Genomic DNA, 14,371 nt, shown 5'->3' with positions numbered 1-14,371 from the left:
CCTGGCCGCATTGATATTGATCCCTGCCGGATGGCGCTGACAATCAAGTCTCATGCGACACCTCCGAGCTGCACCGCCTGCTGATGCAGGGGGAACGACAGGGTAAAACAGGTGCCCTCGCCAGGGACCGAGGCCACGCTGACCTCCCCCTGATGAGCACGGACGACGGATTGCACCACCGCCAGCCCAAGGCCTGTGCCCTGAGAGCGAGTGGTAAAAAAGGGTTCGAAAATCTGGCTCAGCAGGTGGGCGGGCATCCCCTTGCCGTTGTCGAGGATGCGCAGCTCCACCCGGGCGCCGCTGCGCACCGCGCTCACCAGCAAGGAGGTTGCCCCCGCCTGCTGGGCGTTGGCGATGAGGTTGTTGACGGCTCCCGCCAGCGCACTGTTGTTGGCCAGCAGGCAGAGATCGGGCTCCGGCGCCTCCATGTGCAGCTCGCAGCCCTGCTGGGCGCAGAAGGCTTCGGCCCCCGCCTGCACTTCGGCCAGCAGTCCCTGTACCGAGGTGGGGGTCACCACCTGGTTGTCACCGTTGCGAGCAAACAGCAGGATGTCGTTGATCTGCTTCTCGAGATCCTGCAGACGTGCCATCAGCTTTTGCTGGAACTGGCTGCGGGATTCGGGTTTGAGGGTGCGGTTGGCTAGGTTGGCGGCATAGAGCATGGCGGCGGAGAGCGGCGTGCGGATCTGGTGGGCCAGCGAGGCGGCCATGTTGCCAAGGGCCGACAGCCGCTTCATGTGGTTGATGCGATCTTGCAGCTGGCGGGTTTCGGTCAGATCGTTGATGAACACCAGCTGGCCCGGCTGATCCGGCAGCGGCTGGGTCGACAGCTGCACCCGGCGCCCATCGCGCAGGGAGATCTCGTGGCCGTCATCCTCGCGGGGCTGAAAGCAGCGGTCGATGATCTGGCGCCAGGCCTGCCCTTCCAGCGGCTCCCCCAGCAGCGCCTTGGCGGCCGGATTGGCCCGGGTGATCCGGCCCTCGCCGTCGAGCAGCAAGACACCGGTGGGCAGCGCCGTGAAGATGGCGTAAAGCTGGCTCACCTCGTGAGACTGGAGCGGGGTTTCTTGCGACTGGGCTGTCATAAAGCTGACCTCAAACTGGCGACTGAGTCAGCTTATTCAATTTCCATGCCACTAAAATTTATACTTTAAATCAAAGCCTTGAAGCTAGGCGTCAAGGCTTTGACCCTTATGCTTCCTTGCTCATTCCGTATTTTTTCATCTTCTCCACCAGGGTGGTACGGCGCATGCCGAGCAGGTCGGCAGCGCGGGCCACCACCCCGTCCTGGGACTCCAGCGCCTGGCGGATCAGCTCCACTTCCAGGTCAGCCAGCATCTCCTTGAGGTTGACCCCCTCCTCCGGCAGCTGCATGGCGCGGGCGTGGCTGGCGGGCAGATCCAGCTCGGGCGGATCCTGGAACACGGCGGCCAGCGCATCGCGCTCGTCCATCTCGGTCAGCCGCTCATCCCGCGGCTCGCAGGGCAGCAGCCGATAGCGGCTCGGCAGGTCGGCCACATCGACGATCTGCTGCGGGTAGAGGATGAGCAGCCGCTCCAGCAGGTTGGAGAGCTCGCGCACGTTGCCCGGCCAGGGATACTGCATCAGGGACTCCATGGCGCGCTGGGTCAGGCGGATCATCCCCTGATGCAGCTCGGCATGGCGATTGAGCAGCTCCTGCAGCAGCAGCGGGATGTCGTCGGCCCGATCCCGCAGCGGCGGCGTCTCGATGGGGAAGACATTGAGGCGATAGTAGAGATCTTCACGGAAGACCTGGGTGCGGATCATCGCCTCCAGATCCCGGTGGGTAGCCGCAATGATGCGCACGTCCGCCTGAATCGGCTTGCCACCGCCGACCCGATCAAACATCCGCTCCTGCAGCACCCGCAGCAGCTTGACCTGCATCGGCAACGGCATGTCGCCGATCTCGTCGAGAAACAGGGTGCCCCCCTGGGCCAGCTCGAAGCGGCCGCGCCGGGCGGCGATGGCGCCGGTGAAGGCCCCCTTCTCGTGGCCGAACAGCTCGCTCTCGAGCAGCTCGGCCGGGATGGCGCCGCAGTTGATGGGCACGAAGGGGCCCGCGCTTCGGGCCGAGAGTTCATGGATGGCGCGCGCCACCACCTCCTTGCCGGTACCCGATTCGCCGAGGATCAGCACGTTGGCATCGGTCTCGGCCACCTGGCTGATGAGCCGGCGCACCTCCTGGATCCCCTTGCCCTTGCCCACCAGCAGGCGCAGCAGCGCCTGCCCCTTGTCGTGGGTCTGCTGACGGGGATGGAGGGAGACGAAGGCCTGGCAAAAATGGAGGTGACGGGTCAGGGATTCGTAGGTGAAGGGGGACTCGGCCACCCCGATGAAGTTGCTGTTGGGGAAGTCGGCTTCCACCAGCGACAGGAAGGGCACCCGGGGAAAACCGGTCAGCAGCTCGCCCAGCGGCCGGCCATTGAGGGCACCGGTCAGTACCCCCTGCAGCGGGCCGGATGACTCGATGGCAACCTCCAGATCACCCTCGGCAACCTCCTGCCAGGGGATCCCCATGAACGAGAGAACTGTCCCCAACTGTTGGCGCCGCTGCGCATCGGCGTCAACAATCAACACTCCCATTGCCATCATATCCATCCCTCTATTCTCGACGTAACTTATTGTTTTATTGTGCTTATGTGGTCAAGCCACGCACTTTATGCAGGATGCACAAAGTGCCAAAATTCCGACGCATTGTCAAAATTTGTCGCATTTCACCTAAGTTTATCGACCCAACGGCGCCACAAGATAAATTTTGTCGACTCTTTTTTGGGTAACGCGGGCAGGCCGCAGGCAAACAAGAGGATGAGAGGAACAGGAGCGAGAGCGCCTGCTTGCGGCCCGTAGCGGGCCGCAAGCAGGCAGGATGGTCAATGGCGGGCGTGAGTGTGGGGCGCGGCGTAACGGCACTCGGGGAAGCGGCTGCAGGCCAGGAACAGGCGGCCGGCATGGGGTCCCTTCTTGGCTTCCCGCTCCACCAGCGGCGCATCGCAACGGGGGCAGTGCGGCACTTGATGGGGAGCCTCGTCTTCGTCCTCTTCCACCTCGGCAAACAGATTGTCCACCAGCTCGGCGTCGGCCGCCGGCAGCGGCGCACGGCGTGGCGATACGATAGCCTTGATGGGGGCCACAGCCGGGGCTCGGCCACCATGGTGGGGCTCTTCCACCTCGACCCTGTCCAGCTGCAGAGGGCTGAAGGTGGGTTCGCGGCGCTCGCCCGGCAGCAGATCCTCTTGCGGCAGATCCGTGCTGCGGTTCAGCAGCGGCAGGATCTGTTCGCGCAGCTCCTCGACCTGATAGTGGCTGCTAGCCGGGATCTGCAGCAGCGGCAGACCGGCACTGTCAAAGGCGGCCTTGAGGAAGCTATCCCGCGCCTTGCGCTTCTGATGGCGGTGGGAGCTGTCATCGAGCTCTATGGCGCAGATGAAGGAGAGATCCGAGGGGTTGCAAAGCAGATAGTCCACGTGCTTGGCGCTGATCTTGTTGAAAGCCTGCTGCCACTTGCTCTTGCCCATCCCCGCCTCCGGCGTCAGCACATCGGCCACCCGCACCTTGGCAAAGACCCGGGCCTGGTCGCCCACCGCCAGATCCAGCACACCGAGGAAGGATCGCTCCGCAGGGCTGAACAGGGTCTCCTGCAGCTCATAGGGCAGCACCTTGCCCTTCTTGCCCCTGCTCCAGAAGATCGCCAGCAGAAGCAGCACCAACAACACCAATCCCGATACGACAAGGCTATTCATACGCGCACATCCCGCTCACCAGAGCCAGCTAGTTTCACAATACAAAACAGGGGCATCACTCTACCACGCAGCTGCGGGCGCAGGCAGTGCAGAAATGGCGTCAGCCCCCTCTTCGCCGCGCTTTTTCGCCATTTTTGCTGCCGGCGGGGCTTCATATGGCCTGTGACAGCAGGCACAATGCTGGAGAAACCCAATTCCAAGGAGAGCAGGATGCAAAAGCAATTGGTCGTGACCGTGATCGGAGCGGACAAGCCCGGTATCGTCGAGAGTCTGGCGGACGTCATCAGCCACCAGCAGGGCAACTGGCTGGCCAGCTCCATGAGCGAGCTGGCGGGACAGTTTGCCGGCATCCTGCACGTGAGCGTGCCTGACGAGCACTACCGCAGCCTGTGCGAGGCACTGGCGATGCTGCCCGGCCTCACCGTCAGCTTCGCCGAAGGCCAGCTCAGCCAGGAGCCGGAGCGGCAGGTGATGGTCAGCGTCACCGGCAACGACCGGGCCGGCATCGTCCACGAGGTGGCCAGCATCTTGCGCCAGCTCAACGTCAACGTGGCCGACCTCACCACCGGCTGCGAGCCCGCCCCCCACTCCGGCGCCCCGCTCTTCTACGCCCACGCTCTGGTGGCGCTGCCGCCCCGGCTCGAACTGGGGGATCTCATCAGTGCGCTGGAGTCCCTCTCCGACGATCTGGTGGTCGACATCGACCAGGCCTTCATCGACTGAGCGGATGGTCATCAATCTGTCATATTTCCACGCCATAACTGCCGCGCAGACGCGACCTGACCACAGAGGCATCACATGAGCACCGACAAGCAGTATGAAGAGAAGGAGCTGAGTTGGCTCTCATTCAATGAACGGGTGTTGCAAGAGGCGATGGACAAGACGGTCCCGCTCATCGAGCGGGTCCGTTTTCTGGGGATCTTCTCCTCCAACCAGGACGAGTTCTTCAAGGTACGGGTGTCGGACGTCAAGCGCCGCATCCTGATCAACGAGGTGCACGGCGGCGACGACGAGGCCAAGGTGTTGCTGCGAGCCATCCAGCAGAAGGTGATGGCGCTCGGCGAGGCGTTCGACAACACCTACAAGGAGCTGCTGATCGCGCTGGCCCGCCACAACATCTTCCTGGTCAACGAGAACCAGCTCTCCGAATCCATCCAGCAGTGGCTGCGGGTCTTCTTCAAGGAGAAGGTGCTGCGCCACATCATCCCGATCCTCCTCAACAAGGAGGTCAACCCGGTCAAGTTCCTGAAAGACGAGTACACCTATCTCGCCATCGAGATGAAGAAGAACGGCCAGGTGATCCAGTACGCCCTGGTGGAGGTGCCGACCGACGACCTGCCCCGCTTCTTCCAGCTGCCGCCGGAAGGGACCCGTCGCAAGAAGCAGATCATCATCCTGGACAACGTCATCCGCTTCTGTCTGGACGAGATCTTCAAGGGCTTCTTCGATTACGACGAGATTGCCGCCTACGCGGTCAAGCTGACCCGGGATGCCGAGTATGACCTCTCCGACCAGCTGGACTTGAGCCTGGTGGACAAGATGAGTGATGGCTTGAAACAGCGCCTCACCGCCATGCCGGTGCGCTTCGTCTACGAGCGGGAGATGCCGGCGGCCATGATAAGCTTCTTGAAGCTCAAGCTGCAGATCAGCTCCTACGACGCCATCATGCCGGGCGGGCGCTATCACAACTTCAAGGATTTCATCGGCTTCCCCAACGTGGGTCGGGACTATCTGGAAAATCCCAAACTGCCGGCCCTCGATTGCCGCGACTTCGATGGTTTCGTCAACGCCTTCGACGCCATCACCAAGCAGGACATACTGCTCTACTACCCGTACCACAAGTTCCACCACTTCACCGAGCTGGTGCGCCAAGCGGCGTTCGACCCGGCGGTGAGCGCCATTCGCATCAACATCTACCGGGTGGCCAAGAAGTCGCGCATCATTCACTCCCTCATCGATGCCGCCAACAACGGCAAGAAGGTGACCGTGGTGGTGGAGCTGCGCGCCCGCTTCGACGAGGCGGCCAACATCGACTGGGCCAATATCCTGACCAATGCGGGGGTCAAGGTGGTGTTCGGGGTGCCGAGCCTCAAGATCCACTCCAAGCTCTGCCTCATCACCCGCCACGAAAATGGCGAGGCGGTGCGTTACGCCCACATCGGCACCGGCAACTTCAACGAGAAGACCGCCAAGATCTACACCGACTTCTCCCTGCTGACCCGCCACCCGGACATCACCGCCGAGGTGGAGAGCGTGTTTGAATACATCGAATATCCCTACCGGCGCTACAAGTTCAACCACCTGCTGGTCTCCCCCATCAACAGCCGGCGCCAGCTCTATCGGCTCATCGACAACGAGCTCACCAACGCCAAGGCGGGGCAACCCAGCGGCATCACCCTCAAGATCAACAACCTGGTGGACAGGGATCTCATCAACCGGCTCTATGCCGCCGGCCAGGCCGGGGTGCCCATCCAGATGATCATCCGCGGCATGTGCGCCCTGCGCCCCGGGGTGCCGGGTCTTAGCGACAACATCCGGGTCATCAGCATCATCGACCGCTTCCTCGAACATCCGCGGGTGATGGTGTTCCACAACCGGGGCAACCCCCAGCTCTATATCTCCAGCGCCGACTGGATGAGCCGCAACATTGACGGTCGCATCGAGGTGGGCACCCCCATCTACGACGAGCGTCTCAAGCAGCGCATCCTGGATATTCTCGAGCTACAACTGAGTGACACCTGCAAGGCGCGGGTCATCGATGCCGACCAGAAGAACGAATACGTGAAGCGGGGCAACCGCCGCAAAATTCGCTCCCAGGTCGCGATTTACGACTACCTCAAACGCATAGAGTCAAACAATGGACAATAGCCTGTACGCCGCCGTCGATCTCGGCTCGAACAGCTTTCACATGGTGATCGCCCATCTCAGCGAGGGGCGCTTTCGCATCGTCGATCGCATCAAGGAGCGGGTGCGGCTGGCCGAAGGGATGGATGCCCACAAGCGGATGAGTCCGGAGGCGATGGCTCGCGGCCTCGCCTGCCTGTCGATATTTGCCGAGCGGCTCACCAACATCAATCCGGATCAGATCCGCATCGCCGGTACCTACACGTTGCGCCGCGCCAGCAATGCCCGCGAGTTTGTGAGCGAGGCGGCCAAGGTGCTCAACCACCCCATCGAGATCATCAGCGGCCAGGAGGAGGCGCGCCTCATCTATCAGGGGGTCGCCCATACCCAGCACATCGAGGGACAGGTGCTGGTGGTGGACATCGGCGGCGGCAGCACCGAGCTCATCATCGGCGAGGGGTTTGAACACAGGGCGCTCACCAGCCGCAAAATGGGCTGCGTCAGCTTTACCCAGAGCTTCTTTGCCAACGGCAAGCTCGGCGAAAAAGCCTTCAACGGCGCCGTGCTGGAGGCCCAGCACCAGCTCGCCCCCATCATCAACCAGTACCGCAAGCTGGGCTGGCAGAGCTGCCTCGGCAGTTCGGGATCGATCCGCACCGTGCGCGATGTACTGCAGGGTGAGGGCTGGACCGACGGCAGCATCACGCTCGCCGGGCTGGAGCAGCTCAAACGGGAGATGCTGGCCCACAAGCGGGTCGGCGATCTCAAGCTGGCCGGCCTCACCGAAGAGCGCCAGGAGGTGTTTGCCGCCGCGGTCGCCATCCTGATCGGGCTCTTCACCTCCCTGCCCATCGAACGGATGGAGTACTCCGACGGCGCCCTGCGCGAAGGCTTGCTGTATGAGTTCGAGGAGCGGCTGCAGCACCACGACATTCGCGAGCGCACCGCCCAGGCCCTCGGCACCCACTACCGGCTGGACCGAAAGCAGGCCGCCCGGGTGGAGCAGAGCGTGCTGACCCTGTTTGATGCCCTGCAGGTGCCATGGCAGCTGCCGGTAGAGCCCTATCGCGCCATCCTCGGCTGGGCGGCGCGGCTGCACGAGATTGGCCTTGCCATCAACTACAGCGGCATCCACCGCCACTCCGCCTATATCCTGCAGCACACCGACCTGCCCGGCTTCAACCAGGACGATCAGGCCCTGCTGGCGGCCCTGGTGCGCTTCCAGCGCAAGGGGCTCAAGCTCTCCGAGCTGCCCGCCCTGCCCAACCACGACGAGCAGACGGTGCTGCGCTGCATCCGCATCCTGCGCCTCGCGGTGGCCGCCCACCACAGGCGTCAGGACAACCTGCTGCCCGAGTGGAAAGTCGCGGCGCAAGGCGATCAGCTGGTGGTAACCCTGCCGCTCGACTGGTGCGAGGAGAACAAATTGCTGATGCAGAATCTGGAGAAGGAGCACCGCTATTGCCAGGAGCAGGGCTGGCCGCTGCTGTTCCAGCTCGGCTGAGCGCGGGCGACGGATGCAAAAAAGGCAGCCCATGGGCTGCCTTTTGCGTTTTCTCAGATGGCGACTTACTGCAGCTCGGGCAACAGCAGCTTGGCGATCTCGAAGTAGATGATGAGACCGGTGCCGTCCACCAGGGTGGCGATGAAGGGGGCGGACACCACCGCCGGGTCGATACGAAAACGACGCAGCACCATGGGGATCACAGAGGCGACGGTGGCGCTCCACAGCACGATGGCGATGATGGTCAAGGTGACGACCATGCCGATCTGGGGGCCGACCCCCAGGCTCCAGGCCCGTACCCAGGCCGCCAGCGCGATGGCGGCCGAGATGAGCAGACCGGTGGAGATCTCTTTTTTGAGCACGGTGCCGAGGTTGCGCAGACTCACCTCCCCCACCGCCATGGCACGCACGATCGTGGTGGTGATCTGGGTGCCGCTGTTGCCGCCGGTGCCGATCAGGAGCGGAATGAAGAAGGCCAGCGCGATGGCGGCCTCCAGCTGCTCTTCAAACGCCCGCAGCACGGTACCTGTATAGGCTTCGGCCACGAACAGGATCAACAGCCAGCCCACCCGCTTGCGCCACAGCTGCCAGGGTGTGGCCTGCAGATAGGGAGTGTCGAGCGGCGAGGAGCCACCCTGCATCTCCGCATCCTCGGTGGATTCGAGCTCCAGGATGTCGGCGGCATCGTCCACGTGGAAGATACCCACCAGCTTGCCCTGATCCTCGACCGGCAGGGTCGAGAGGTCACGATCGATCAGCAGGCGGGCGGCCAGCTCCTGATCCGCCCGGGCGTTGATGCGCACCACCTCCCGGTCCATCAGCTCGCTCACCGGCAGTTGCGGGTCGGCAATCAGCAGGGATTTGAGCGAGATGCTGCCGAGCAGGCGTTTGTCGTTGTTGACCACATAGAGGTTCTGGAACAGCTGGGCGTTGTCCCAGGCATCGTGGATCAGCTGCTTGGCACTGCCCACCGTCTCCTGATCGCCGATGGCCAGAAACTCGTGGCGCATGTTGGCGCCCACCGATTCGGTCGGCCAGTCGAGCAGGGAGTAGAAGGTGGACTGTACCTGCTCCGGGAAGCGGGCAAGCAGCATGGTGCGATCACTGCTGCCCAACCGGCGCAGAATGGCCAGCATGTCGCGCCGGGGCATGGCCCCCTGCAACAGGCTGACGATGCTGACATGCAGTCGCATCAGCAGCCGGCCGGCACAGTCTGCCGACAGCGAGCCAAGCAGTGCAGCCCCCTCGTTGATGGGCAGGGTATCGAAGATGCAGTTGAGCTCTTCCGGACGCAGGGTCAGCAGTTGATCGGCGCGCTGCACCGGGTCCAGATTGTGCTCCAGCCAACCCTGCAGGGCAGCCAGATCGAGCAGTTGGTGACGATTGAGTAGTGTCTGTGTTTTCTTCATCACAAATGACCTCATGTGATTTCAGGCAAGCCTGAGCGCGAACGGTGATCCGTCGCCGTCTGAAAGAAAACAGCAATTTGATTGACGAGTAATAGGCAGGAAATGACGCCGTTCGGCGTGTCATCATCCCCACGTACCAGCTTTAGCACTGCATAACGTATCCGGCATGCCGGAAGCCACTTGGGTTTACACCTTAATCCGATGAAAACTGTCCTGATCTTGGGCGTCTCTGGACGTCGTGAGATCAGTGGCCTGTGTTTATACAGGAGCCTCGCCTAACGAGATGCTGCAAATAGTCGCACAACCCTCTGTTGTGCGGGCAGCATGATTATCGAACGCTCAATAGGAGTCAACCCGGGGCAAGGGGCTAAATGGCCTATGGCAACAGCTTGTTACAATTGGTTGGCAAGGGGAGTTGAATGAGGATAAAAAAGCGAGAGAAAGGGACTGGAACGGCAACCATCGCTTGCGGCCAGCCGGGGCCGCAAGCGATGAAAAAAGCTCAGCGGATGTAGTCGAACAGGGTCAACTTGCTGATCTTGCTGAAGGAGAGCTGGGTGGCGCTCAGGGCTGCATCCTCTTTCGACAGGGTGGCGATCACCTCGTAGAGATCCGCTTCGGAGACCTTGGCCCTCGCCTGCTGGTTGAGGGTACTCAAGCCTTCGTTCGAACCCATCACCTGCTCCAGCCCGTTCATGCGCCCGCCGATCTCCCCCAGCCCCTGATCCACGTTCAGACGGGCATTCTTCATGTGGGCGGTGGCATCCGCCACCTTCAGCTGGAAGGTATCCGGCGTGATGTTGGGATCCCGCAGCGCCGTGATGAAATCGGACATGCCATCCAGGATGTTGTTGTTCTGGGGCGGATCCAGCACGAAGTTCTGCGCCGCGCCCCCCGCCGGCAGCGACAGGGTCAGCTCCAGTCCGTTGAAGGGGATCTTGTTGCCCGCCACATAGTCGCCGCTTTGCAGCAGGGTACCGCCGCCATCCCGGATCTCGTAGGTATCCGGCGTGCCGGCGATGGTGTTCACCGTGTACTGGTTGCTGGCGAGCGAAGGATCGTAATTGTTGCGGTAAAAACTGTCGAAGTGGCCCTGATCGGCCACCCCGACCTGAATATTGGCGCTCCCCGCGCTGCTGGTACGGCGGGTAGGCACGATTTCGAACAGGTTGAAGCCCGAATCGTTGGCGGCAATCTGCACCGTCGGTGACACCTGGATCTTGCGCTGGCCGGTATCCCCCTGAAAGATGTAGTTGCCGCTGGCATCCTGAATGAAGGGCTGGGTCTTGCTCTGATTGCCGCCGAAGATATATTCGCCCTGGGAGTTCTTGCTGTTCATCAGGTCGAACATCTGCTTTTGCAGCCCCTCCAGCTCGCTGGCAATAGCCTGGCGATCCTCGTACCCCACCGCCGAGTCGTTCGCCTTCTGGATCAGGGTCTGGGCACTGGTCATGGCGGTGTTGAGGGCGGTCAGCACCGTCTCCTCGTGGCCCAGGCTGTTTTCCAGCAGGCTGCCGTTGACCCCGTACTGCTTGAAGAGATCGATCTCCTTGGTCAGCGCCAACTTCTGGCTCATGCCGGAAGGGTCCTCCCCCGCCGTCTTGAACTTGTTGCCGGTCATCAGCTGTTCATAAGCAGTGCTCAGCCGCTCGTTGGCGCCGTTCAGCGAGGTGATGTTGCGGTCATAGACCATGTTGGTGGTGATACGCATCGGGTTACCTCACTGATGACAGCAGGGTGTCGAAGATGGTCTTGGCGGTGCTGACGATCTGGGCGGAGGCGGCATAGGACTGCTGATAGCGGATCAGGTTGGCCGCCTCCTCCTCCAGACTGACGCCGGAGACACTCTCGAAAATCTCCCTGCTCTGGGTCAATTTCGTTTCATCGGCCTTGAGCTGGCTCTTGGCCTGGCTGGTGGTGTTGCCCACCCCGGTCACCAGGCTGGAGTAGGCCTCGTTGAAGGTCATCTTGTCGTTGCTGGTGCCGGCGTTGCTGCTCTTGCGCACCAGATCCTTGTTCTGCAGTTCGGCCAGCGCCAGGCCGTTGGCGTTGTCGGCAAAACCGTCGGTGTTGTAGCTCAGGGTGAAGTTGTCACCACTCTTCACTTGGCCGGTGATGCTGAACTCATAACCCGGGGTCTGGGTCGGAGTGGCATACACCTTGGGGCCACCAAGCGGATTCTCGAGGGCCGCCATCAGGTTCTGCCCCTTGCTGGCGGCGGGGGCAACCCCGATCAGGGTGGTACCGTCCGCGGCATAGACCTGGTAGTTGCCGCTGACGTCTATCTTCACCACCTGGGGTGAGGCCGGATCCAGGCTGTTGGTGCCAAAGCCGGAACCGGCGCCGGTATTGGTGATGCCATTTAGCTTGATCTCGCCCGAACCGAAGTTGTCCTTGCCTTTATCCGCCTTGAGCGGCGATGCCAGCGCCAGATCTTCGGCCCGGGTCACCAGCTGCTCCAGGCCGGCAGCTGCCCGCTTGGTGGGTTGCAGCAGGATCCTGTCCCCCGCCGCCGGTGTGCCGGAGAGATCGAACTGGATGCCGTGCCCCGCCACCTGCACGGTGGCGGGTGGCGTGGTGCCGGTGGCCAGCGAGGTGCGGTTGCCATCCTTGTCCACCGAGAACACCTCGTAGCCGGTGGCACTGCTGAACTGCACCTCGTAGTCGAAGGTGGTCACTTCCGTCCCCTTGCCGGGCACGAAGCTCACCTTGGCGGTAGCGTTGCCGGTATTCTGGCTGTAGGGCAGGCCATCACTCGTGCCGAGAGAGAAGAGATCCCCCCCCAGCTCGTTGTCCAGATCCATCCCCAACCGGTTTTGCTGGTTCATGGCATCCGCCATGGCGGCCGCCAGCTGACCCAGCTCGCGCTTGGCCGGCTCCAGATCGTTGCGGGCAGAGAAGAGCCCCCCTATCCCGCCACCTATGTCCTTGTCATTCAAGGCGACCTTGTTGGGGTCCATGACCAGTTGCAACTCGGACTCACGGGCATCGGGATTGCCCGGCACCACGCTGAGCTGGGCAACGCTGCCGTTGAGCACCAGAGAGTGACCGGTGCTCATGTTGACCAGCATGCTGCCGTTGTCCTGCGGCACGGTGCGGATCTCCATCTTCTCGGAGAGCTGGCGAATGGCCTCGTCCCGCTGGTCGAACAGCATCAGGTTCTCTTCCGGCGTGCCCTGGGTGCGAATGATGGCCTGGTTCAGATCGTTGATGCTGTTGATCAGGCTGTTCACCCGCTTGGCTTCATCTTCGATGGTGGTGTTGATGGTGTCGGTCTGCTTGTCCAGCTGGGCCGACAGGGTATGAAAGCGATTTACCATGCCACTGAGTTGACTCAGGGTGGTCTTGCGGCCGGAGATATCGGCGGGGGCCTCGTTGGCGGTATGGAACCCTTCGAAATAGGAGCTGATGGCGGCGCCGACGCTGTTGCTGGTGTCTCCCAGCAGGCTGTCGGTGTTGGCGAGCTGCTGATAACGGGTGGAAGAGGCATAGAAGGCGGACGTGTCGCGCCTGACCTCTCCCTGGGCATAGGCGTTGATGACCCGCTCGGTCAGCATGTCCCCGGTGCCGAGTCCGTTGGCATTGGTATAGATCAGGGTCCGTTCACGCACATAGCCCTGGCTATTGACGTTGACGATGTTGTTACTGGTGGTCTGCAGCAGTCGCTGCTGGGCCATCACACCCGAGGTACCAATTCCAAGCAGATCGCTTGCCATGACTTACAGCTCCATTTCTGTATTGTTGGTCGCGGAGTAGCCGGCAATGGCATCACTGCGCAATACCTGTTTCAGTTTCCTGGCGTAGTGCGGGTCGGTGGCGTATCCAGCCTGTTGCAAGGCTTCGAAATAGCGATCCGGACTGTCCACCTTGGCCAGGGCTCCCTTGTAGCGGGAACCCGAGGTCAGGAAATCGACATAGTCGTTGAAACTCTCCTCGAACGACTCGTAGGAGCGAAACGCCGCCTTCTGGCGTGATGCCACTCCTTTCTCGTATTCCAGGGTGCTGACCACCGTCTTGGGCCCTTCCCAGCGCGGATCGGCCTTGATGCCGAACAGGTTGTGGGTCACCTGCCCCTCCCCGTTCTTGATCACCCGCTTGCCCCAGCCGCTTTCCAGCGCCGCCTGGGCTACCAGAACTGCCGGGCTCAATCCCAGCTTGTCGGCCGCCTTCTTGGCCAGCGGCATCAGCCGGTCGACAAACTCTTCAGGGGAGTCGAACACCTGCGCGGTATCATCCAGCGCCTTGTGACTGCGCATGCCATGTACCTCTGCCGCCGGCCCCATGGGCGGTACGGTTCGGCGGGTACGGTGCAGCGCTGTCTGAGGCTGGGTATCCCCTTGCATCTCTTTCTCAGCAAAATCTTTGCCAACTTTTGAGGCAGAGATGAGATCGTTGGCGGTGGAGGTGGGCGGCTGATAGGGTTTGTAGACCCGCTCGGTGCGCTGGGGCATCTTGAGCACCCGCCCGTCGTGATGGGTGAAGGTCTCCGGCGAGAGCTGCTTGGCTACCATGGCGGCCAGGCCTATGCCCCCCTTGCTCGACATGTCGGCGACCCGCTGCTCATCCAGCATCCCTTCGTAGAACTGGGTGTAGCTGCTGTTGAAAGGGCTGTCCTGGGTCAGTACCTGGTTGGCCTGGCGCATGCTCTGGAACAGGGTCTGGGTAAAAATGGACTCGAACTGGCGGGAGGCGGCCATCAGCGCATCCGCTTTCCCCTCCTTGCTCTGGCTCAACTGGCGCAGGCGATCCAGGTTCTGGATGTCCTGTACCATGCCCAGATTCACGCCGCCGTTGTTATCTAACTCTGCCATTTTGCTTACCTCATTGCCGCCCGTGGCAACCCCTTGCCGCTT

The 14,371-nt window shown here is 62.1% G+C and carries 10 protein-coding genes and 1 riboswitch; of the genes, 3 read left to right on the top strand and 7 right to left on the bottom strand.

The window, feature by feature from the left end; translation table 11 throughout:
• Positions 1–50: 50 nt before the first annotated feature.
• The 3 genes from G5134_RS12655 to G5134_RS12645 form a co-directional block, all read right to left on the bottom strand.
• Positions 51–1,085 carry a sensor histidine kinase gene (locus G5134_RS12655; protein WP_017783962.1) on the bottom strand — a complete coding sequence of 345 codons (1,035 nt, stop codon included), beginning with the start codon at positions 1,083–1,085 and terminating at the stop codon, positions 51–53.
• Positions 1,086–1,191: 106 nt separating this feature from the next.
• Complete coding sequence (locus G5134_RS12650; RefSeq protein WP_005302751.1) at positions 1,192–2,613, bottom strand: sigma-54 dependent transcriptional regulator; 1,422 nt, start codon at positions 2,611–2,613, stop codon at positions 1,192–1,194.
• Between the two features lie 278 nt (positions 2,614–2,891).
• Positions 2,892–3,761, bottom strand: coding sequence for a DUF2726 domain-containing protein (locus tag G5134_RS12645; protein WP_065017003.1), 870 nt, complete (start codon positions 3,759–3,761; stop codon positions 2,892–2,894).
• A 210-nt stretch (positions 3,762–3,971) separates the two neighbouring features.
• Between G5134_RS12645 and G5134_RS12640 the strand changes: the two genes are divergently transcribed.
• From G5134_RS12640 to ppx, 3 genes are all read left to right on the top strand, one after another.
• A complete protein-coding gene (locus G5134_RS12640; RefSeq protein WP_005302753.1) occupies positions 3,972–4,484 on the top strand; it encodes a glycine cleavage system protein R in 513 nt (170 codons plus the stop codon).
• A 75-nt stretch (positions 4,485–4,559) separates the two neighbouring features.
• On the top strand, positions 4,560–6,629 hold the full coding sequence (gene ppk1 / locus G5134_RS12635; RefSeq protein ID WP_017765621.1) for a polyphosphate kinase 1: 2,070 nt from the start codon (positions 4,560–4,562) through the stop codon (positions 6,627–6,629).
• The gene (gene ppx / locus G5134_RS12630; RefSeq protein ID WP_017782330.1) at positions 6,619–8,109 is read left to right on the top strand and encodes an exopolyphosphatase; all 1,491 of its coding nucleotides are present in this window, start codon (positions 6,619–6,621) and stop codon (positions 8,107–8,109) included. The genes ppk1 and ppx overlap by 11 nt, the downstream gene beginning before the upstream one ends.
• A 65-nt stretch (positions 8,110–8,174) precedes the next feature.
• On the opposite strand, the gene mgtE is transcribed toward ppx, so the two are convergent.
• The 4 genes from mgtE to flgJ form a co-directional block, all read right to left on the bottom strand.
• The gene (mgtE, locus tag G5134_RS12625; RefSeq protein ID WP_017783958.1) at positions 8,175–9,518 is read right to left on the bottom strand and encodes a magnesium transporter; all 1,344 of its coding nucleotides are present in this window, start codon (positions 9,516–9,518) and stop codon (positions 8,175–8,177) included.
• 120 nt (positions 9,519–9,638) lie between these two features.
• Positions 9,639–9,808: riboswitch (M-box (ykoK) riboswitch) on the bottom strand.
• Positions 9,809–10,020: 212 nt separating this feature from the next.
• Positions 10,021–11,229, bottom strand: a complete 1,209-nt coding sequence (gene flgL, locus G5134_RS12620) for a flagellar hook-associated protein FlgL (RefSeq protein WP_024942445.1) — start codon at positions 11,227–11,229, stop codon at positions 10,021–10,023.
• Between the two features lie 4 nt (positions 11,230–11,233).
• Positions 11,234–13,234: a FlgK family flagellar hook-associated protein gene (locus tag G5134_RS12615; RefSeq protein ID WP_065017002.1), complete on the bottom strand. Its 2,001-nt coding sequence runs from the start codon at positions 13,232–13,234 to the stop codon at positions 11,234–11,236.
• Between the two features lie 3 nt (positions 13,235–13,237).
• Positions 13,238–14,329, bottom strand: a complete 1,092-nt coding sequence (flgJ, locus tag G5134_RS12610; RefSeq protein ID WP_065017001.1) for a flagellar assembly peptidoglycan hydrolase FlgJ — start codon at positions 14,327–14,329, stop codon at positions 13,238–13,240.
• Positions 14,330–14,371: the final 42 nt, after the last annotated feature.

The sequence above is a fragment of the Aeromonas sp. 600276 genome, from assembly GCF_049175815.1.
Taxonomy (GTDB): Bacteria; Pseudomonadota; Gammaproteobacteria; order Enterobacterales; family Aeromonadaceae; genus Aeromonas; species Aeromonas dhakensis.
Note: the sequence above shows the minus strand (reverse complement) of the source record. Positions and strands in the feature narration are given on the sequence as shown.